Here is a 20,799-nt window from a genome sequence, read left to right on the forward strand (position 1 = left end):
TGCTCTTTTTCTTCGTGAGAATGGGCAAAACTCATGCCGTCTGAAATTTCAGGGGTTTAATAATAAGGTAAAAGCCTCTATTGCGATGGCGCAGCAGAGGCTGGATGTTTGGTGCGACCGATTAGCCTTGGTGGGCGTTGATGTAGTCGATAGCCAATTGTACGGTAGTGATTTTTTCAGCGTCTTCGTCAGGGATTTCGCAGCCGAAAGCTTCTTCCAAAGCCATCACCAGTTCTACGGTGTCCAGAGAGTCAGCACCCAAATCGTCTTGGAAAGAAGATTCATTTTTCACTTCGGCTTCGTTTACGCCCAGTTGTTCAGCAACAATTTTTTTAACTTGTTGTTCGATGTTTGACATGTCAGTCGTTCCTTTTCGCCTTGCGGCAGGTTGTTTAAGGGAAATAATTCGTCGGTATTGTACCGAATTCGGATAGAGTTTTCCATCTAATCCTACATTTTAGCACAGATTATTCTGGAAAAACCTGTTGTTGCGCATATTAGCATAGGCTGATTTTAACCTACAAGCGGGAATTTGTTTTTCTTTGGTATCAATAAGTTAATAAGCGGAAAGGTCGTCTGAAAACTGATTTCCCCGTTTTCAGACGACCTTTTATTCAATCAAGGCAGATTTGGGATAACCCAAGTAGCGTGGGCTTTGCCCACGAAATCCACCATCCAAAAACTAAATCCGACAACAGTCACATAGACTTTCATTTTGGCATTCATCTCGTGGGTAAAGCCCACGTTACGGCTTGCTGTAACGGCAACTTTGCCCTTCCTTCATCTAACGGAGGAAAAGTTTGCGGACGTATGCTAATATATTATAAATTGCGGGAAGTGTGCCTGTCAGATTTAGCCGTAATGGCAAGGCATTATTTCATTACTCAAAAATTCTTTATGAATTAGATGTTTAAAATAAACTATTAAAACTTTAGGATACGCATATGCAAGATCAGGAAGAAAGTAAAAATCAGGAAATACAAGAAAAGCAGAAACAAGAAAACAATGGTGCCATGACCAAGTTGCAAGATGTGTTCAATCTTGCGCATGACCAAGCTCATCCCGATAAGATCGATGCCACCATCCGCGCCAATACTCGGGTGACCGGAACCAATATGTGGGTATTGATGTTTGCCATTGCCGTGGCGAGTATCGGTCTGAATGTAAACAGCACGGCGGTAGTGATCGGCGCGATGTTGATTTCGCCGTTGATGGGGCCGATTGTAGGTATGGGTTACGGTTTGGCGGTAGGGGATACTGCGCTGATCCGTCAAGCCGTGCGCAATATTATTATATTCGTCGTCATCAGCTTGATTACCGCTACGTTGTATTTCCTGTTAACCCCGCTTAAAGAGGCGCAAAGCGAGCTTTTGGCGCGTACTCAGCCGACCCTTTGGGATGTGTTGATTGCCTTCTTCGGCGGTAGTGCGGGTATTGTGGCGCTGACTCGAAAAGAAGGAGGCAATGCCATACCGGGTGTGGCGATTGCTACCGCATTGATGCCACCCCTGTGTACTGCGGGCTACGGACTGGCACATGGCAACTGGCACTACTTTCTCGGTGCTTCATATCTTTTTGCCATCAACTGCGTGTTCATCGCTTTTTCGACCTTGTTGTTTTCCAAGCTGCTCAAGCTGCCGCGCAGGGGGTTGGTAACGGAATCCAAACGCCGGTTGCAAAGCATCATTATTACTGCCGTCGTGTTGGCTGTGATGATTCCGAGCGGCTATATGGCATCAGGACTGGTGCGTCAGGAGATCTTCAACACCAGAGCCAATGCCGCCATTGCCACTGCGCAGCAACAGGAAGGTTTTTTCGTGCTGCGTAAGATGTTGAACCACAGAGAAAATAAAGTCGGTCTGATTGTCAATGGAACGGGCAATGCCGAGAAAATTTCCGCCTTACTGGTGAAAAGCCTTAACGCGTCGGGGGTGAAAGAGCCGAAGGTCAACGTGGTCTATGCGGGAGGGAACAATGCCAAAATCGAAGAATTGCTGGCAAGCCGAAACAACCCGGTTCAGCAGCAAAATGAGCTGAAAGAGCAGCAGGCCTATATCGATACCATACTGGCAGGCAAAGCCTCCGATATCGACGATGCAGCGGTACTCAAGGAATTAAAAGCCCAATATCCGGAAGCGGAAAAAATCGTTGTCGGACGCGGCTTGGCTTGGGATAAAGCGCAAACAACGCCTGTTTCCGAACAGTCTGAAAGCCAAAAAAACGCAGAACCGAAGACAGATACATATGACGATATCGTCGTTGTCTCTCTCGAATTGGAGCAGCCACTACCTGCCAAAGATTACGAGCGGATGCAGGCGTGGTTACGCCAGCGTTATGAGGGTAAGGTAGTGAGCATATTGCAAACGCACAAGTCTCAGACAGATAAACCGTCTCAGACAGATAAACCGTCTAACGAATAATCGCCTTCAGGCTTTATCCATTTCCGAGAAATCATTGATTGTTCCTAGTACACCAAATCCGCCTCAAACACGCCTCTCAAGGCGTTGGAGAGGCGGATTTTTTCTGCGCGTTCGAGCATATCGCGGGTGATGTGTGTTTCGATGATGGTGTCCGCGCCCAAGTAGGTTTGCAGCTGCTGCAACACGGCTTGGCGCATGATGCCGTTGAGGATATCCAAATCCAGAGACGGGGTGAGACGGGTGTTTTTGTGCATGTTCATGTTTCAGTATTCTCCTGGAAATACTGTAAACAACGCTACTAGTTTCTACAGCATCGAGTTGATAACATTCGCCCACACCGGCAAGGTTTTCTGCGCCAAGGACGAGTTTGAGTTTCTCAAAGTCGATTTGGTCTTCGCAAAAGACTTCGGGAAAGATTTGTTTGAGTTTTAATATATTGTTTTGTTTGAAATTATTTTCTAAATCGTGTATAATTTTTCGGTTCGGTTGCCATAATTGCGTCTTCCATCAATGATCACTTACAAAGTGTCCATTTTATCGGGATATGTTGAAAGTTAAAAGAAAAGAAGGCCGTCTGAAAAACTTTAATATTCGTTTTTCAGACGGCCTTCTTTTCACTTGCCGAAACAAGAGTATTTTGTTTCTCAACTTTACAAAACGGTCAGTTCTGCTGCTTGCTTCTACCCCAAAAACTCTTTCAAAAATAGCAACACGCAGGCAAGCTCATCGGCGGATTCGCGTTGCGTGCCGTTGCCGGTATGGCCGCCGCCGTCCGGAGCGTAGAGCCACGATTGCGCGGAGGTTTCGCGCAGTTTGGCGTAGAACTTGAGCGCGTGGGCGGGATGGACGCGGTCGTCGCTGAGGCTGGTAGTGATGAGTGCGGGCGGGTATGGCACGTCGTCTGAAAGATTGTGATACGGCGACAATTCACCCAGCCAGCGTTTGCAGACTTCGTATTTTTGCGGATTGCCGTATTCGTCCGTCCAGCTTGCGCCGGCGGAGAGCAGCGGATAGCGGATCATGTCGGTCAGCGGTACTTCGCACACCAACGCACCTATGCTTTGCGGCTCGCGCACGAAGGCGGCGGCGGTAATCAGGCCGCCGTTGCTGCCGCCCTGCAAACCGATGTGTTTGGGCGAACTCATGCCGCGTTCGGACAAATCGCGCACAACTGCCAATAAATCATCAACGCTTTTATGTTTGCTGATTCCCTGCGCTGCTTGATGCCAGCGCGGGCCAAATTCGCCGCCGCCGCGGATGTTCGCCAAAACGAAGGCATTGCCCTCTTCCAGCCAATATTTGCCGACACTACCCAGATAATGCGGCAATTCGGGAATGCCGAAACCACCATAGGCATAAACCAAAGTCGGCGTATCGAGCGTGGCGTTTTTGCCGACGTGGAAATAAGGAATGCGCTCGCCGTCGGCCGAAGTCGTCCAAAACTGCTGCACGTTGATGCCGTCTGAATCAAACTGCTGCGGCTGACGGCGCATGACAGTCAGTTCCATCACGTTCAAATCCAGCGCAAACAGCGTCAGCGGCGTAGTGAAATCGCTGGCGGCAAGGTAAACCACGTCGCCGCCCCACGGTTGGTCGGTCATTTCCAATGCACCCGAAGGCAGGCGCGGCAGTTTGACTTCCTGCCATTTGCCGTCGGCAAACCGCCATGCTTTCAGACGGCCTTGTACGTTTTCCAGCAGACTCGCCACGACAAAACGCTTGGTCGTTTCCACGCTTTCCAATGCCTGCGTTTCATCGGGCGCAAACAAAAGCTGCGCCGCCCCGAGTTCGCCCCGATTCAGTTTCACCGCTACCAGCGCGCCGCTTGGATAGCTTTGGTTCGCGCGGTTCCAGTCTTTACGCAACGTCAGCAAAAGATGTCCCGCCAAATAGCCGACTACGTCGCAATCGTTGGGCAGGTTCAACGGTTTCGCCTCGCCTTCGGCTGAGACCTGCAAATACGTCTTGGTATAAAAACCGTCCGACGCTTCAATCAAATCAATTGGCGAACCCTGCGGATCGAGATAACGCCACGCGTTCACCATCATGCCGTCTTCGGCAATTTGATACACCGGCAGGCTTTCCTCGAAACTCTTACCACGCTCCACCAGCCACACTTCGCGCGGATAGCCCGATTCGGTCAACTGGCGTTCGTCCCAAGCCGGACACACCCACACGCTGTTTTCATCGCGCCACGACACATGGTTTTTGCCTGCCGGAAAGTGAAAACCGCCTTCTACCAACTCCCCTGCTTCCAAATCCACTTCCAGCGTGTACGCCGTATCGCCGCCCGATTTGCTCAGTGTTAACAACGCGCGGTTGGGCTGTTCCACTAAGTGCGACACGCCGCCCAAATACACATCGTCGCCAAGCAATTCGTCGAAATCCGCTACCGAAAACAGGATTTTCCACTCGGGATAGCCGGAACGGTAAGTCGCCGCGGTACACACGCGGTACACGCCCTTCGGATATTCTGCGTCCTGATGGAAATGGTACATCCGCGCGCGGTGTTCCTGACAAAACGGAATCTGCCGCGTGTCCTGCAACTGCGCCAAAATACCGTCAGACAATTCGCGCGCCTTGTCGTTTTCTAAAAAACGGGCGCGCGTTTCAGCATGCGCCGCGGCGGCGAAATTTTGTGTTTCGGGAGATTCGAGGTTTTCAAAATGGAGATAGGAATCGGGGTAAGATTTCATAGGAAAAGGCCGTCTGAAAGATTGGGAAACGGAATTATAACGGCAAAATCAAAAAAGGCCGTCTGAAACCTGCATTTCAGACGGCCTGAGACATTATTCAACTCAACGTCCGTATATTTTCCACAAACCTTCCTGCAAACCAAACGCAGGCTCGCCGTCTTGCGGCTGGGTGCGGACGTAGCTGCCGTCAGGCTGCATCAGCCAAGCCTGGGTATTGTCTTCCAAAGCCATTTCCAAACCTTCGCGGATCACGCGTTCTTTGAGTTCGGGCGTGGTAATCGGCGTGGCGACTTCAATGCGGCGGAAGAAGTTGCGACCCATCCAGTCGGCGCTGGAGATAAAGGTATCGTCTGCGCCGTTGTTATGGAAGCAATACACGCGCGAGTGTTCGAGTTGGCGGTCGATGATGGAGCGGACGCGGATGTTTTCGGACAAGCCTTTTACACCCGGGCGCAAAGTACACATACTGCGCACAATCAGGTCGATTTGCACGCCTGCCGCGCTGGCTTGATACAGCGCATCAATCACGCTCGGCTCGATGAGGGAGTTCATCTTGGCGGTAATCCGCGCCGGTTTGCCGGCTTTGGCGTGTTCGGTTTCCTGCTTGATGCGGTCGATGACCATTTTGTGCAGGGTAAACGGGCTTTGATAGAGCTTGTTCAGACGGCCTGGCTTGCCCAAGCCTGTGATTTCCATAAACAGAATGTTCACATCGGCAGTAATCTGATCGTCGGCAGTGATGATGCCGAAGTCGGTGTAAATGCGCGATGTGCCTTGGTGGTAGTTACCGGTACCGAGGTGGGCATAACGCTTGAGCACGCCGTCTTCGCGACGGATAACCAAAGCCATTTTGGCGTGGACTTTGTAGCCGAATACGCCGTACACGACGTGCGCACCCGCCTCTTCCAGCTGCTTCGCCCAATTGACGTTGTTGGCTTCGTCAAAACGCGCCATCAGTTCGACCACGACGGTAACCTGCTTACCCGCCAGTGCGGCCTTCATCAATGCGCGTACAAGCTCGGAATTGCTACCGGTGCGGTAGATGGTCATTTTAACGGCCAACACATCCGGATCGGCAGCGGCTTCGCGTATCATTTGGACAACCGGATCGAAAGACTGATACGGGTGGTGCAGCAAAATCGGCGACTGTTTGACCAGTTTGAATACGGAGCCGTTTTTGCGCAAGGCTTTCAGACGGCCTGCATTGCGCGGTGGGAACTTCAAATCCGGCCTGTCCACCAAATCGGGAACGGCATTGAGCCGCACCAAATTGACCGGCCCTTTGACCTGATACAGCTCGGCAGAAGTCAGCTTGAACTGGGCAAGCAGGAAGTCGTGAATATACGCCGGACAAGTGTCCGCCACTTCCAAGCGCACGCCGTCGCCGTATTCGCGGTCGTGCAACTCGTTTTGAATCGCGGCACGCAGGTTTTTCAAATCTTCTTCATCGACCGTCAAATCACTGTCGCGCGTGAGGCGGAACTGATGGCAGTCTTTAACCTTCATGCCGGGAAAGAGTTTGCCGACATGGGCGTGCAAAATCGAAGACAAGAACACAAAGCCTGCATCACCGCCGCAAATTTCAGACGGCATGGGGACGACGCGCGGCAAAATGCGCGGAGCCTGTACAATCGCCATACCGGACGGACGGCCGAACGCATCCGTGCCTTCGAGTTCGACGGCGAAGTTGAGCGATTTGTTTAACGGGCGCGGGAACGGGTGTGACGGATCAAGGCCGATGGGCGTGAGAATGGGCAACAGCTCGTTGTCGAAATAGTTTTCGATCCATTTTTTCTGCGCGGCCGTCCATTTGTGGCGGCGATAAAAATGAATACCGGCGCGACTGAGTGCAGGCTGCAATACTTTGTTAAACAGATCGTACTGCTCGCGAATCAAGGCCTGTGCCTCTTTTGCCACCGCTTCGATGGTTTCGGCCGCGGTTTTGCCGTTGTCGAGCGGCTGATGCGGGCGCAATTTGTTTTCGCGTTTCAACCACGCCATGCGCACTTCAAAAAATTCGTCCAAATTGGAAGACACGATGCACAAAAAACGCAAACGCTCCAACAAAGGAACTTTCGTATCCTGCACCTGAGCCAGTACACGGCGGTTAAACGCCAACAGGCTGAGTTCTCGGCAGAGAATGCGGTTTTGCTCGGGCATAGTTCACTCCTGAAACATCGGTCATTAAGACTATCAAGTATAACGTTTTGCCGCTGTTCCGTCAGGTTTCAGACGGCCTTGACAGAAAACCTTATCCCTATTTGAGGCAAGACAAAGGGTTATCCGTTTTTTTCTATGCCGAAACAGCGGTTTTTGCTATAATGCGCAGTTTAATGCAACCGCAATACCACTGCTAAAGGATAAGAAAATGGGCTTTTTGCAAGGCAAAAAAATTCTGATTACCGGCATGATCTCCGAGCGTTCCATCGCTTACGGCATCGCCAAAGCCTGCCGCGAACAAGGCGCGGAATTGGCATTTACTTATGTTGTCGACAAACTGGAAGAGCGCGTCCGTAAAATGGCGGCCGAACTCGGCTCCGAACTCGTGTTCCGCTGCGACGTTGCCAGCGATGACGAAATCAACCAAGTTTTCGTTGATTTGGGCAAACACTGGGACGGCCTCGACGGTTTGGTGCACGCCATCGCGTTTGCCCCCAAGGAAGCCTTGAGCGGCGACTTCCTCGACAGCATCAGCCGCGAAGCATTCAACACCGCTCACGAAATCTCCGCATACAGCCTGCCTGCGCTGGCCAAAGCCGCCCGTCCGATGATGCAGGGCCGCAACGCCGCAATCGTTGCACTGAGCTACTTGGGCGCCGTTCGTGCCATTCCTAACTACAACGTTATGGGCATGGCCAAAGCCAGCCTTGAAGCCGGCATCCGCTTCACCGCCGCCTGCCTGGGCAAAGAAGGCATCCGCTGCAACGGCATCTCCGCAGGCCCGATCAAAACCCTGGCCGCTTCCGGCATCGCCGATTTAAGCAAACTCTTGGGCCACGTCGCTTCCCACAACCCATTGGGCCGCAACGTTACCACTGAAGAAGTCGGCAACACAGCCGCCTTCCTGCTGTCCGACCTCGCCTCCGGCATCACCGGCGAGATTACCTACGTTGACGGCGGTTACAGCATCAACGCGCTGAACGACGAAGAGAACTAAACAGTTTTTACGCCAAACGCACTTTCATGATGAAAGTGCGTTTTTTATGGCCATTACATTATGGTTTGAATGATGGCATAACCGATAAGGCCGCCTGAAATTCAAATACACGTAGGAAACATGATTACCGTATGCTTTGACGCATTATGTTACTAACATTATAACGTTATCATTCCATCTCATTTAAAAGGCAAGATAGAGCATTGATTCTAAAGATAACATTCATGTTATCTGATACTTAGCTACTGATAAAAGTGGTGTAAAAAAGTAACAGAAAATTTTCAGACGGCCTGTTTTTCATACAGAAGGCATAGAAGCAGGGTATTTTTGGCCTAAAATACAAAATTTAACATTAATGAATTTTTCTTAACCGATAAAGCGTTAATATGCCTGCCGATTTATTGAATCACATCTGATTTTGACTCAAACACATACAGGAGATTAATTATGTCAATCGCTTCAGAATTTAAAGAATTTATTATGCGTGGCAACGTGATCGACCTCGCAGTCGGTATGGTTGTCGGTACAGCATTCAGCGGCATCGTCAAATCATTGGTTGACGATGTAATCATGCCTCCTATCGGTCTGCTGATTGGTGGCGTTGATTTCTCCAACCTGTTCATCACGCTGAAAGACGGCGCACAAGCCGCTCCTGAAGCTGGTTACGCCAGCCTGGCGGCCGCTCAAGCAGCCGGTGCCGTTACCCTGAACATTGGTCTGTTCATCAACACTGTGATCAGCTTCCTGATCATCGCCGCTGCCATCTTCTGCGTGGTTAAAGCCATCAACTCCGTAAAAAAAACCGAAGCTCCTGCTGAAGAAGCACCAGCAGAGCCTAGCGAAGAAGTTCTGTTGTTGCGCGAAATCCGTGACTCTCTGAACAAAAAATAATCACAATACCTAAACATACACACAAACCAAGGCCGTCTGAAACCATTTCAGACGGCCTTTTCTCATATCAATCTATTTGTCGTTAAACCCTTCCCATTGAAAGAATCACGCCCTTCCCTTTTTCAGCAAGCTATCCTGCTTTTCAACCATGAAGCAACGCTCATGGTAAACACAAAGAAAATGAGCAGCACAACTCCTTGCCAATAAAAAAGCCCGATGCGTTCAACATCGGGCTTTTAACTATAAAACCAATCTTAATCTTTGCGTGTTTCCACCAAAATCATTTCAACTGCTACGTCTTCCACTTCTACTTTAGGCACATCCGAACGGCGTGTTTTAGCGACCGGTTCAGGTTGTGGCTGCGCGGCAAAAGCGGCAACGGCTTGCGGATCGGTTTCAACGAAGATCAAATCGCCCAAGCTCTCAGGCACAACGATTGCGACAGGCGCTGCTTCAGCGACGGCTTCAGTTTGTGTGGCAACAGTTTCGGTTGGTACTTCAACCAGTGCAACAGTAGCCGTTCCATTCGGAGACAATACCGCAGAAATGGCTTCTTTAACGTTGCTGACTGCAGAAGCAAGCAGGGCTTGTTCGGCATCTGCGCTTTCAGTTTGCGCTACGGCAGGCTCGTCTTCGCTTTCAATCGCAAATACGAATGGCTCTGCGCTGGTAACTTCAGGCTCGGATACCACAATCACCAGCGGCTCGGCTTGGTCACTTTCAGAAGACAATGTCGCATTTACAGCTTCAACCGTTTCGTTCAAACCCAAAACATGCGCTACGGCAAAGAGGACTTTGTCGGCGGTATCGGTAATATTCAGGTATTGCTCGATTTTTGCCGAAGACGGAATATTGCGTTTTTTGCTGTTGGAACGGCGGTCGTTGCGGTTGTTGCGCTGACGGTTGTTGCGGTCGCGTCCTTGACGGCCGTTGTTTTTCACACCCTCTTCGCTGCGGGCGTTGTCGTCCGCTTCAACTTGCGCCTGTTCGCCATCGGCTGCTTGAATGTTCGCGTCCTCAACACGGTTTTCCGCAGATTGATGACGGTTGCGCTCGTTACGGCCGTTGTTGCGGCGGCGTTTATTGCCATTTTGTTCCGCTTGGTTTTCAGACGGCATCTCAGCCAATGCAGCTACTTCTTGAACGTTTACGTCTTCAACCACTTCCTCAACACGATTGCGCTCGTTGTTGCGATCATCGCGGCGGTTGTTACGGTTGCGGTTGCGACGATTGTCTTTACGCTCGTCGTTGCGGCTTTCGCTTGATTTGTTTTCTTCAAACTTGCTGTCGGCAGCTTCGGCATTCACTTCACGCACTTCGACTTTGCTGCCGTCGTGTTTGTTGCTGCGGCGTGGATTTTGACGGCGGCTGTTTGCGCGGCGGTTGCCGGAATTGCTGTTGCGATTGTTGCTGCCCGAAGTGCGTTTTTCTGCCACTTCGGCAACAGGCGCGGTTTCGGCTGCGGTATTGCCGCCAAAAATGCGTTTCAACCAAGCTTTGAAGCTGTCCCACCAAGAGGCTTTTTTCTCAGGGGCGACAGTCGGTGCTGGCTGGGTATGACGTACGCCTTTGACAGCCGGCTCAGGACGGGAAGCTTTGGCTTTTTCGCTGCCGAAAGGTTTGGCGGATTCGTCTTCTTCCGGCTCGGCGACACGTTTGTAGCTCGGTTCGCCGTCTTCTTCTACGTCATCAATGCGGATGCGGTTGATTTCGTAGTGCGGATTTTCCAAGTGGATGTTTGGAATCAGGACGACGTTGACATCCAAACGTTCTTCCATCGCAAACAGCTCGGCGCGTTTTTCGTTCAACAGGAAGGTAGCAACATCGACAGGCACTTGTGCGTGTACTTCGCCAGTGTTGTCTTTCATTGCTTCTTCTTGAATGATGCGCAAAACGTGCAGGGCGGTGGATTCGATGCCGCGGATGACGCCGGTACCGGCACAGCGCGGACACGCGACATGGCTGCTTTCGCCCAAAGCCGGTTTCAAACGTTGACGGCTCAATTCCAAAAGGCCGAAACGCGAAAGTTTGCCCATTTGCACGCGGGCGCGGTCTTTTTTGAGCGCGTCGCGCAGGACGTTTTCAACATCGCGTTGGTGTTTCGGATTTTCCATGTCGATGAAGTCGATGACGACCAAACCGCCCAAGTCGCGCAGGCGCATTTGACGGGCAACCTCTTCGGCGGCTTCCATATTGGTTTTGAACGCGGTGTCTTCAATATCCGAGCCGCGTGTGGCACGCGCAGAGTTGACGTCGATGGAAACCAGGGCTTCGGTGTGGTCGATCACAATCGCGCCGCCGGAAGGCAGACTGACGCTGCGTGAGAACGCGCTTTCGATTTGATGTTCGATTTGGAAACGGGAGAACAGCGGCGTGTGGTCTTGATAGAGTTTCAGACGGCCTACATTGCTCGGCATGACGTAGCTCATGAACTCGGCAACTTGGTCATAAACTTCTTGATTATCCACCAAAATCTCGCCGATATCGGGACGGAAATAGTCGCGAATTGCACGAATCAGCAGCGAGCTTTCCATAAAGAGCAGGTAAGGGTCATGGTGTGCTTTGCCTGCTTCTTCAATGGCTTGCCAGAGTTGTTTGAGATAGTTCAAGTCCCATTCCAACTCTTCCGCACTGCGGCCGATGCCGGCAGTACGGGCAATGATACTCATGCCGTTTGGAATATCGAGTTCGGCCATAGCGGCTTTCAACTCTTGACGCTCTTCGCCTTCGATACGGCGGGATACGCCGCCGCCGCGCGGGTTGTTCGGCATCAATACCAAATAGCGGCCGGCCAGGCTGATGAAAGTGGTCAGCGCCGCGCCTTTGTTGCCGCGCTCGTCTTTTTCGACTTGGACGATAACTTCCATGCCCTCTTTGAGCACGTCCTGAATACGCGCCCTGCCGCCTTCGTAGTCGCGGAAATATGAACGCGATACTTCCTTAAACGGCAAAAAGCCGTGGCGGTCGGTTCCGTAATCGACGAAACACGCTTCCAGCGACGGCTCGATGCGGGTAATGATACCTTTGTAGATATTGCCTTTACGCTGTTCTTTGCCCAGCGTTTCGATGTCCAAGTCCAAAAGGTTTTGGCCATCGACAATGGCAACGCGCAGCTCTTCGGCCTGCGTTGCGTTGAATAACATTCTTTTCATAGTCACCTCGTGAACAGCGGCCGTTTGATTTGTGAATATCTTTTTCAGACGGCCTGTCTGTCCGGTTGGCACTCTTCAAAGGCAAGATGGGAAAATCCCCGTGTAACCAGTATTTGATTTGAAATCCGCAAGGTTGCATGCTTGAACTCAAGCCATGTGCGGACGGATTCGGATAAAGAAGGAAATAAAGAACAATGCGGCGGAAAGGTTGATGGTTCCGCTGCCGTCCGAATGCTGATGCTTCGGACAAAATAAGGCAGCCTACATCTTCTTATTATCGTAGCGCCGGTAATTTCGGACGGTGCTGCGCGGACTGCGTCTTACGCCCGGCCGGACGGCAGGTTCAATTCAAACTTAATTACGGGATTGCGTTTGCCGGCTTTGAACAAACACAAGGAAATGCTTTGCGGAGTGCGTTTTTAATATAAAATCTCGTTTTAACAATAAATCCGTTTCAGACGGCCTGCGACGGCAGGTTCGGGTCCCGAAACGGACGTTTGGGATTATAGAGAAAATGCACGCAATACGCAAAGATTCAATCAGCCTGATTGCCGTTGCCGAACACGAGGAAGGCCAACGCCTTGATAACTATCTGATAAAAATCCTCAAAGGCGTCCCGAAAAGCCATATCCACCGCATTATCCGCGCCGGCGAAGTGCGGCTGAACAAAAAACGCTGCAAACCCGACAACCGCATTCAGGCAGGCGATACCGTCCGCATTCCGCCGATACGCATCGCCGAAAAACAAAGGCCGTCTGAAAGCCAGGCCGCGCCTGCGCGCGAGTTTGACATCGTTTACGAAGACGATGCGCTTTTGGTCATCAACAAACCTTCCGGTGTTGCCGTCCACGGCGGCAGCGGCGTGAGCTTCGGCGTCATCGAACAAATCCGCCGCGCCCGTCCCGAAGCGCGTTATCTCGAACTCGTCCACCGCCTCGACAAAGACACCAGCGGCCTTTTGATGATTGCCAAAAAACGCAGCGCCTTGGTAAAACTACACGAAGCCATCCGCAACGACCATCCGAAAAAAATCTATCTCGCACTGGGCGTGGGCAAACTGCCGAACGACCGCTTCCACGTCAAGCTCCCCCTGTTCAAATACACCGGCGCACAAGGCGAAAAAATGGTGCGCGTCAGCGAAGACGGCCAATCCGCCCACACCATCTTCCGCGTGTTAAACCGTTTTTCAGACGGCCTTTTGCACCAAGTCGGCCTATCCGACCTGATCTTTGTCGAAGCCACCCTGAAAACCGGCCGCACCCACCAAATCCGCGTCCACCTGCAATCGCAAGACTGCCCCATTGCCGGAGACGAACGCTACGGCGACTATCAAGCCAACAAACGCCTGCAAAAACTCGGTTTGAAAAGAATGTTCCTGCACGCCTCCGAGCTGCATCTCGCCCATCCGCTGACCGGCGAAAAACTGATCCTAAAAGCGCCCCTGCCGCAAGAATTGGCGCAATTTGTTTTAATGCTGGAAAATCAGGAAAAGGCCGTCTGAAAGGAAACCCATGAAACCCAAACTCATTATTTTCGACTGGGACGGCACACTTGCCGACACCACCAACCCCATCATCCACACCTTTCAGCAAAGCTTTGCCGATTGCGGCCTGCCCGTTCCCGAAGCCGACCAAATCCGCCCGCTCATCGGATACAGCCTCTCCGGCATCATCCGCCGCCTTGCCCACAACGTCAGCGAACACGTTCAGGAAACCCTGATTGAGACCTATGCCGCACACTACCTCAATCCCAACAACCGCAACATGACCCTGTTCCCCGAAGCCCTGCCCTGCCTGCAACGCTTGAAACAACAAGGCTATTGGCTTGCAGTAGCAACCGGCAAAGGCCGAGGCGGCTTGGACAAAGCCATCGCACAAACCGACACCCAAGCCTTTTGGCTGGAAACCGCCTGCGCCGGCGAATATCCGTCCAAACCCGCGCCCGATATGGTACTCGCCCTCTGCGACCGACTGGGTGTTGAACCGGAAGAGGCCGTCGTTGTCGGCGACACCACCCACGACCTAGAAATGGCCGCCAACGCTAAAATCCGCGCCATCGCAGTTACCACCGGTGCACATACCGCCCAACAGCTTTCCTCCATGCCCCATGTCGCCATGCTCAACAGCTTGGCCGAATTGCCTGATGTATTGGAAAACCTTATAAAAGGCTATACAACATCTATATAAAAGGCCGTCTGAAACCTATTTTCAGACGGCCTTTCATTTGTTTTATCGATCCGAGCGCACCCTGACAAATGTTGCAAATTTCGGCGTTCCCTTTTGCGTAAAACCACGATAACGGTAAGTAATCAGCGCACCGATTTTCGGCGGATGGTCGCGGTCTTTATCCTTAAAACCGCTGCCGATACGAAACTCGCCATATTGGTTTTTGCATCCTACCGCACCCAAACGCCCGACATTGCGCCCTTTGCCCTCATAATGACGCGTCACCGTACATTCATCATCATATTCACTTTTCAGCTTCAACAGCTGCCCATTTCTACCGCCTGCATAACGGGCTTCAGGTTGACGCAGCATCACACCTTCCCCACCCAGCGCTTCGACTTGTTTCAAAAAATCCAAAGCATGCTGTTTGTCGCGCACCTTGACTTGCGGAATAACCGTAAACCGTGCCGACGGGTGTGATTTCAGCCATTTCGAAGCCGTTTCCAGCCGCTGATACAGATTACCCTGCGCCTGCGGCACGTCAAAAACATGCAAACGGATGCCGTCCCAATTTCCCGAGGCAGAACGCACCGTCGCGGAAATTTGCTCAAACCGCCCTCGTCCGCTGTACAACTCGCCATCCATCGGAAACGGTGGAAAACCTGCTGTAAAACCTTTGGGCGGTGTAAACGTATAACCCTGACGACTGACCAGCTGCCTGCCGTCCCAATACGCGCGTACGCCATCCAACTTTTCACTCATGGCCCAACCGGCAATATCTTGATTTTTATATTCCTGCGCCAACAACAAATTTGCACCAAACGCCGCAGAGATGAAAGAAGCCGCAAAAATCGGTATCATGGTTCGCATTACATTATTCATAAGACACTTTTCCAGACTTGCTTTTTATTATATATACATAATAGCAAAAGGCCGTCTGAACCGTAAACAACATTAAACAAGCATTCCCTAGGAACACCCATGGCACTCCAATTTGAAATCAACGCCGTTACCCCCTTCCGTCAAAACTGCACGCTGATTTGGGATGATGAAACCAAAGAAGCCGTTTTGACCGATGTCGGTGGCGACGTATCCTATTTATTGCAACAAGTCCAAAACAAAGGCCTCAAGCTGACCGCCATTTGGCTGACCCACGGCCATCTTGACCACGCAGGCGGCGTGGTTGAACTTTTGAAAACCTGTGACGTACCCGTTCTTGGCCCGCACAAAGACGACGAATTCCTGCTCCAAGCCCTTCCGCAAACAACGGCGCAATACGGTTTTCCCGTTTCTCCGTCATTCACGCCGACACGCTGGCTGGAAGAAGGGGAAGCGCTCAAAGTCGGCAATCACAGCTTCCAAGTCCTCCACATTCCCGGCCACACTCCCGGCCAAGTCGTTTTTTACAATGCCGAAAACGGACTTTTAGTCGCAGGCGATGTTTTATTTTATGAGACCATTGGTCGCACAGATTTTCCGCGCGGCAATCATGATGACCTCATAAACAATATCTGCGCTAAACTATTAACCCTGCCCGAAATCACGCAAGTTATCGCCGGACACGGCCGCATGACCACTATCGGGCATGAGAAAAGGTACAATCCGTTTCTGGTTCGTTAATATGAATGTTGTATAAAGCCAACATTCTGGCATACACAGATTATGCGTATAAAGGAAAACTGGCATACAATTTGCAGGGATAACACCCGAAAGATTAAGTACCTAATCTCCGGCAAATGCCAAAAAGAACTAAAGCACAAAGATAACAAGGTATTACGCAATAAAACCTGATTTATCGAAAACCGGAAATCTCTAAACCCCAAGCCTTACTCGCAGTGAAATTGTTACAAAGTGACAATAAATGTCAGTCAGGCCGTCTGAACGGTTCTGCCGATTCAGGCGGATACAACGGAGATGAGGCGCAATGCCCTGCCGGAATGTGCCGATGTTCTGTTTGTCAAACCGTCGGGTACATCTTTAAGAAGCACAACATTATTTGGGTAAACCGGCAAACTCGCTGCCGGCACTAACAGGCCGTCTGAAAAGTTCGGCTGGTAAAATCAATAAAAGGATTATCAAATGAAAAAAATCGCAAAAGTGGGCTTCGTCCTGCTGGCTACCGGCCTGCTGGCCGCCTGTGCTACTAAGAGCAAAATCACTCCTGAAGGCACTACAGACGAGCCACGCTTCCCTAAACCTTACTCCCTGACCTTCAACAAAGACCGCGGTACATTCCCGACTTTTGACGAGCTGGATCAAATGCGTCCTGGCCTGACCAAAGACGACATCTACAAAATCCTCGGCCGTCCTCACTACGACGAAGGCATGGTTGGCGTGCGTGAATGGGACTACCTGTTCCACTTCTACACCCCAGGCGTAGGTGTTGACCCTGAAAACACTTCCGGCGTTGAAGGCATCACTACTTGCCAATACAAAGTGATCTTCGACAAAGACAAATTTGCACGCAGCTTCTTCTGGAATCCAGTATTCCCTAAAGATGCCGTATGTCCTCCTCCAGCACCTACACCTAAACAAGAGCCTCAAGTGATCATCCGCGAGATCATTAAAGAAGCTCCTCAACGCATCCGTCAATAAGGACAAATTTGAAACGGATCCTATTAGGTATAGCCTTGGCAGCAGGCCTGAACTCTTTGGCCGCTGCCGATGCTGTCAGCGACTATATCCAACGCAAAAAAGTTGTGGTCAATACAGCTAAGGCTGAGCTTTGCTTTGCCGATGACGGTCAGTGCCATCCGGTACTGATTGGCAAGACCACGCCGAAAGGCAAATTCAATATGACGCCGATGATGACCAGCAAACCGGGTTACGGTGGCGAGGTTATCGGCTTCAAAGAAGAAAATGACTTTCTGTTTGCATTACACAGGGTATGGACGCTCAAACCACAAGAAAGACGCATGGAACGCATCGCCTCCCCTCATGTGGCCGACCGCATCATAACCAATGGTTGTATCAACGTACAAAATAATGTGTACGAAAAACTGCGTCAGTATTTCATTCTGGAAATCATCTGATGTAAGTCAGTCAAACAAAGGCCGTCTGAAACTTTTCAGACGGCCTTTGTTCTCAAATGAAAATTCAACGGCAATTTGCTTGCTCCGTCAGTACCAAACGAAGAATATTTGACCGATTCATCCTCAATTCATCCTCAAGCCATATCACTTTTTACCATATCCAAAGAACCAACGGTTATTTATGCCGTTTCTCGCCCAATGCTAGAATCGCGCGTTTATATATCGGCTCGCCGAGAAATCAAATAAATAATATAGTGGCAGGAATAGCTTTTATTCCCTGCCCCTTACACACACAAACATCATGACCGATTCTTCTGCAAAATTACCCAATTTGTGGCTGCTGATTGCCGCTGCCGCCTCCATCCTGCTGATTACCATCGGCATGAGGATGACTTTAGGGCTTTTTGTCCTGCCCGTCGTCAATTCGACCGAATTGAGCATGACCCAGTTCAGCCTGATTATTGCCGTTTTCCAATTGATGTGGGGCATATCGCAACCCTTGTCCGGCGCGTTAGCCGACCGCTTCGGCGCGTTTAAGGTTTTAGCCGGCGGTACGGTTCTGTTGATTGCCGCCTGTCTGATGGTGCCGCAAATGCCGACTTATTGGGGGCTGATACTGAGTATTGGTTTATTGTTGGCATTCGGTACGGGTTCGGGCGGATTTTCCATCATTATGGGACAGGTCGCCGCCAAAACGCCGCCTCATCGGCGCAGCTTGGCTTCCGGCCTGGTCAATGCAGGCGGGTCCGCAGGGCAATTTTTGTTCGCGCCGTTGGTTCAAGGTTTGATTGCCCTGCCCCACGTCGGCTGGGCGGGGACATTTTATGTTTGGGCAGTCATTGCCATCTTGATTTTGCCGATTTCTTGGTGGCTGGCCGGCGGCAAACATGCTTCTCACACCGTCCATACCGACAACGGCGGCCAAACCCTGAAGCAGGCCGTCTGCAAGGCTTTCGCCAACCGCAGCTATATCTTGCTGCATTTGGGTTTCTTTACCTGCGGTTTTCACATCGCCTTTTTGGTTACCCACCTACCGACCGAAATTTCACTTTGCGGCCTCCCCGCTACGGTCGCTTCGACCTCCATTGCCATTATTGGTTTGGCAAACATCGCCGGCTGTATTTTTTCAGGCTGGTGTACCGGCAGATTTTTGGGCAAATACGTCCTCTTCGGTTTATATGCTTCGCGTGTCGCCATGATATTGATTTATCTGGCCGCCCCTAAAACCGATTTGAACTTCTATCTTTTCGCCGCCGGACTCGGTTTTACTTGGCTGGCAACCGTCGCCCCCACCGCCGCCATTACCGGCAAACTTTTCGGTACACGCTACTTGGCCACCCTCTTCGGGTTAACCATGTTGAGCCATCAAATCGGCGGCTTTTTGGGTTCGTACATCGGCGGCATCGTCATCACGCGCTTCAACGATTACGGCTGGATGTGGTACGCCGACGCAGTCTTGGCAGGCGCGGCCGCCCTGTTGAATTTACTGATTCATGAACGGAAAGCGGCTGCAACCTGACGCGGGAACCTTGACATTTCAAGGTCGTCTGAACGTGCTATCGATACCTTCAGACGGCCTGTTGTTTAAAAACGAATAACATGGTAACCTTTTAATAATGGATGAAATAATTCGTCCGATATTTCTACAAAACAAAAAGGACTCTATCTTATGAACCGTCGTCAATTTATCGGCAGCGCTGCTGCTGTTTCCCTCACCGCCGCCGCTTCTTTTGCCCGTGCTCACGACCATGCAGGCCATGCACACCACGCTGGTCATGCTGGTCACGCGCATTCTGCACCGCGCGCCTACGAAGCCGCGCGCAAAGCAGCCGCACATTGCGTTGAAGCCGGTCAAATCTGTCTGGCACACTGCATCGCCCTGTTGAGCTCCGGCGATACTTCCATGAAAGACTGCGCAACCGGCGCTAACCAAATGTTGGCACTGTGCAGCACATTGCAAAACCTTGCCGCCCAAAATTCACGCCTGACTCCGTCTTTGGCAAAAGTGTGCATCGAAGCCTGCAAACAATGTGCTGCCGCCTGCAAAGAACACGCCGGCCACCACGCTGAATGCAAAGCCTGCTACGAATCTTGCTTGGCTTGCATTAAAGAATGCGAAAAAATTGCCGCTTAATCAATATTAAAAAAGGCCGTCTGAATTTCAGACGGCCTTTTATTTTGCTATTTTGTTCACACTATTCGGCTGCAAGCTCTTGCTCATCCAGCAGTTTTTTCCGAACAATCGCAGGATTGCCCGCAGCCACGCAATAAGGCGGCACATCTTTAGTAACCACCGAACCTGCGCCGATTACCGCGCCCTTGCCGATGGTAACGCCACCCATGATAATCGCACGTCGACCAATCCAAACATCATCTTCAATCACAATCGGGCTGATGTCTGTATAACCTTCAAAGCGGCGGGTTTCAGGGTTGAATTTGTGGTTGGTCGAATAAAACAGACATTCCGGCCCCATCATCACATTCTTGCCGAGGGTCAAACCGCGGCAGATTTCGCAATTTACACCGATACCCGAATTATCGCCGACTACCGTATCCGGAAAAACGTATCCGCCTTTTTCAATATTGACGTTTTTACCGATGTTTGGAGAAATGCACGCAGCCAAAGCAGCACGGAATTTTTGCGCAATCCGGCCGAATGGTTTGCAATAAGACGGAGGCAACATTCCTCCCCAAACACGCAAAATGCACGTCAATATCCTTTTCCACATTGATTCCGTCTCCTGTTCGTACAAGCGTAAATATTATTCAGACTATTATTCTTCTTAAAGTTTCACATCTAGAGGAGGTTTTACATCCTCTTTTCAGTGAGATTACAATCTGACCGCATAATATTTGGTTCGAGAGTCTATTCTAAACTGTTCTTGTCTGTTGCGAAACTGCCCTGCTACAAAATATCCTCTTGACGAAACAGCCAAAAATAGCGAAAATTCCACGCTTAACTGAAGTACAGGCAAAACCCCTGTGCCCGCTTAATCGAAAGGAAATCAAATGAAACAAGGTATTCACCCGAACTACCACGAAATCAACGTTACCTGCTCTTGCGGCAACAAATTCGTGACCAAATCCGCAATGGAAAAAGACAGCTTCAACGTTGAGGTTTGCTCTCTGTGCCACCCTTTCTACACCGGTACTCAAAAAATCGTCGACACTACCGGTCGTGTGGACAAATTCAACAACAAATTCGGCAACCTGTTCAAACGCTAATTGCCGCTTTGTCAAAAAGACTGCTTCGTGCAGTCTTTTTTGCATTCAGGCCGTCTGAAAT

Annotated in this window: 19 protein-coding genes and 1 pseudogene; 12 read left to right on the forward strand and 8 right to left on the reverse strand. The window is 50.8% G+C overall.

Annotated features, from left to right (window positions below; translation table 11 throughout):
* Positions 1 to 121 precede the first annotated feature (121 nt).
* Positions 122 to 358, reverse strand: coding sequence for an acyl carrier protein (gene acpP, locus HMPREF2700_RS10185; RefSeq protein WP_003679644.1), 237 nt, complete (start codon positions 356 to 358; stop codon positions 122 to 124).
* Positions 359 to 618: 260 nt separating this feature from the next.
* Positions 619 to 744 carry a hypothetical protein gene (locus tag HMPREF2700_RS12045; protein WP_283129706.1) on the reverse strand — a complete coding sequence of 42 codons (126 nt, stop codon included), beginning with the start codon at positions 742 to 744 and terminating at the stop codon, positions 619 to 621.
* Between the two features lie 200 nt (positions 745 to 944).
* Here HMPREF2700_RS12045 and HMPREF2700_RS10190 point away from each other — a divergent pair, with 200 nt between their 5' ends.
* Positions 945 to 2,420 carry a DUF389 domain-containing protein gene (locus tag HMPREF2700_RS10190; protein WP_070591895.1) on the forward strand — a complete coding sequence of 492 codons (1,476 nt, stop codon included), beginning with the start codon at positions 945 to 947 and terminating at the stop codon, positions 2,418 to 2,420.
* Between the two features lie 44 nt (positions 2,421 to 2,464).
* Here the strand turns inward: HMPREF2700_RS10190 and HMPREF2700_RS10195 are convergent.
* A pseudogene (locus tag HMPREF2700_RS10195) lies at positions 2,465 to 2,656 on the reverse strand (aminotransferase class IV); the annotation flags it as partial.
* Between the two features lie 22 nt (positions 2,657 to 2,678).
* Between HMPREF2700_RS10195 and HMPREF2700_RS10200 the strand changes: the two are divergent.
* Entirely contained in the window at positions 2,679 to 2,852 is a 174-nt protein-coding gene (locus HMPREF2700_RS10200) for a DNA topoisomerase (RefSeq protein WP_079454256.1), read from the forward strand.
* Positions 2,853 to 3,100: 248 nt separating this feature from the next.
* Here HMPREF2700_RS10200 and HMPREF2700_RS10205 read toward each other — a convergent pair whose 3' ends face one another.
* Both HMPREF2700_RS10205 and ppk1 read right to left on the reverse strand, forming a co-directional pair.
* Positions 3,101 to 5,116 carry a prolyl oligopeptidase family serine peptidase gene (locus HMPREF2700_RS10205; protein WP_070591897.1) on the reverse strand — a complete coding sequence of 672 codons (2,016 nt, stop codon included), beginning with the start codon at positions 5,114 to 5,116 and terminating at the stop codon, positions 3,101 to 3,103.
* 102 nt (positions 5,117 to 5,218) lie between these two features.
* The gene (ppk1, locus tag HMPREF2700_RS10210; protein WP_070591899.1) at positions 5,219 to 7,276 is read right to left on the reverse strand and encodes a polyphosphate kinase 1; all 2,058 of its coding nucleotides are present in this window, start codon (positions 7,274 to 7,276) and stop codon (positions 5,219 to 5,221) included.
* 208 nt (positions 7,277 to 7,484) lie between these two features.
* On the opposite strand from ppk1, the gene fabI reads away from it, so the two are divergent.
* Positions 7,485 to 8,273, forward strand: coding sequence for an enoyl-ACP reductase FabI (gene fabI, locus HMPREF2700_RS10215; RefSeq protein WP_049335828.1), 789 nt, complete (start codon positions 7,485 to 7,487; stop codon positions 8,271 to 8,273).
* A gap of 447 nt (positions 8,274 to 8,720) precedes the next feature.
* Positions 8,721 to 9,164, forward strand: coding sequence for a large conductance mechanosensitive channel protein MscL (mscL, locus tag HMPREF2700_RS10220; protein WP_070591900.1), 444 nt, complete (start codon positions 8,721 to 8,723; stop codon positions 9,162 to 9,164).
* Positions 9,165 to 9,418: 254 nt separating this feature from the next.
* Here the strand turns inward: mscL and HMPREF2700_RS10225 are convergent, their stop codons facing one another.
* Positions 9,419 to 12,316, reverse strand: a complete 2,898-nt coding sequence (locus HMPREF2700_RS10225; protein WP_070591902.1) for an Rne/Rng family ribonuclease — start codon at positions 12,314 to 12,316, stop codon at positions 9,419 to 9,421.
* A gap of 514 nt (positions 12,317 to 12,830) precedes the next feature.
* Here HMPREF2700_RS10225 and HMPREF2700_RS10230 point away from each other — a divergent pair.
* Both HMPREF2700_RS10230 and HMPREF2700_RS10235 read left to right on the forward strand, forming a co-directional pair.
* Complete coding sequence (locus HMPREF2700_RS10230; RefSeq protein ID WP_070591903.1) at positions 12,831 to 13,817, forward strand: RluA family pseudouridine synthase; 987 nt, start codon at positions 12,831 to 12,833, stop codon at positions 13,815 to 13,817.
* Positions 13,818 to 13,827: 10 nt separating this feature from the next.
* The gene (locus HMPREF2700_RS10235) at positions 13,828 to 14,502 is read left to right on the forward strand and encodes an HAD-IA family hydrolase (protein ID WP_070591905.1); all 675 of its coding nucleotides are present in this window, start codon (positions 13,828 to 13,830) and stop codon (positions 14,500 to 14,502) included.
* Between the two features lie 42 nt (positions 14,503 to 14,544).
* On the opposite strand, the gene HMPREF2700_RS10240 is transcribed toward HMPREF2700_RS10235, so the two are convergent.
* Positions 14,545 to 15,351, reverse strand: coding sequence for a DNA ligase (locus tag HMPREF2700_RS10240; protein ID WP_070591906.1), 807 nt, complete (start codon positions 15,349 to 15,351; stop codon positions 14,545 to 14,547).
* Between the two features lie 111 nt (positions 15,352 to 15,462).
* On the opposite strand from HMPREF2700_RS10240, the gene HMPREF2700_RS10245 reads away from it, so the two are divergent.
* The 5 genes from HMPREF2700_RS10245 (at position 15,463) to HMPREF2700_RS10265 (ending at position 19,647) form a co-directional block, all read left to right on the forward strand.
* Positions 15,463 to 16,101: an MBL fold metallo-hydrolase gene (locus tag HMPREF2700_RS10245; protein ID WP_070591908.1), complete on the forward strand. Its 639-nt coding sequence runs from the start codon at positions 15,463 to 15,465 to the stop codon at positions 16,099 to 16,101.
* Between the two features lie 459 nt (positions 16,102 to 16,560).
* Positions 16,561 to 17,076: an outer membrane protein assembly factor BamE gene (locus HMPREF2700_RS10250; protein WP_070587953.1), complete on the forward strand. Its 516-nt coding sequence runs from the start codon at positions 16,561 to 16,563 to the stop codon at positions 17,074 to 17,076.
* Between the two features lie 8 nt (positions 17,077 to 17,084).
* Positions 17,085 to 17,513: a hypothetical protein gene (locus HMPREF2700_RS10255; protein WP_049332858.1), complete on the forward strand. Its 429-nt coding sequence runs from the start codon at positions 17,085 to 17,087 to the stop codon at positions 17,511 to 17,513.
* Between the two features lie 301 nt (positions 17,514 to 17,814).
* Positions 17,815 to 19,032 (forward strand): MFS transporter, encoded by a 1,218-nt coding sequence (locus tag HMPREF2700_RS10260; RefSeq protein ID WP_070591909.1) that lies wholly within the window; start codon positions 17,815 to 17,817, stop codon positions 19,030 to 19,032.
* Between the two features lie 150 nt (positions 19,033 to 19,182).
* On the forward strand, positions 19,183 to 19,647 hold the full coding sequence (locus HMPREF2700_RS10265) for a four-helix bundle copper-binding protein (protein ID WP_070591911.1): 465 nt from the start codon (positions 19,183 to 19,185) through the stop codon (positions 19,645 to 19,647).
* Positions 19,648 to 19,708: 61 nt separating this feature from the next.
* Here the strand turns inward: HMPREF2700_RS10265 and HMPREF2700_RS10270 are convergent, their stop codons facing one another.
* Entirely contained in the window at positions 19,709 to 20,242 is a 534-nt protein-coding gene (locus HMPREF2700_RS10270) for an acyltransferase (RefSeq protein ID WP_070591913.1), read from the reverse strand.
* A 280-nt stretch (positions 20,243 to 20,522) separates the two neighbouring features.
* Between HMPREF2700_RS10270 and rpmE the strand changes: the two genes are divergently transcribed.
* Positions 20,523 to 20,738: a 50S ribosomal protein L31 gene (rpmE, locus tag HMPREF2700_RS10275; RefSeq protein WP_003681847.1), complete on the forward strand. Its 216-nt coding sequence runs from the start codon at positions 20,523 to 20,525 to the stop codon at positions 20,736 to 20,738.
* Positions 20,739 to 20,799 lie beyond the last annotated feature (61 nt).

It is taken from the genome of Neisseria sp. HMSC068C04 (assembly GCF_001810105.1).
In the GTDB taxonomy this organism is placed as follows: domain Bacteria; phylum Pseudomonadota; class Gammaproteobacteria; order Burkholderiales; family Neisseriaceae; genus Neisseria; species Neisseria flavescens_B.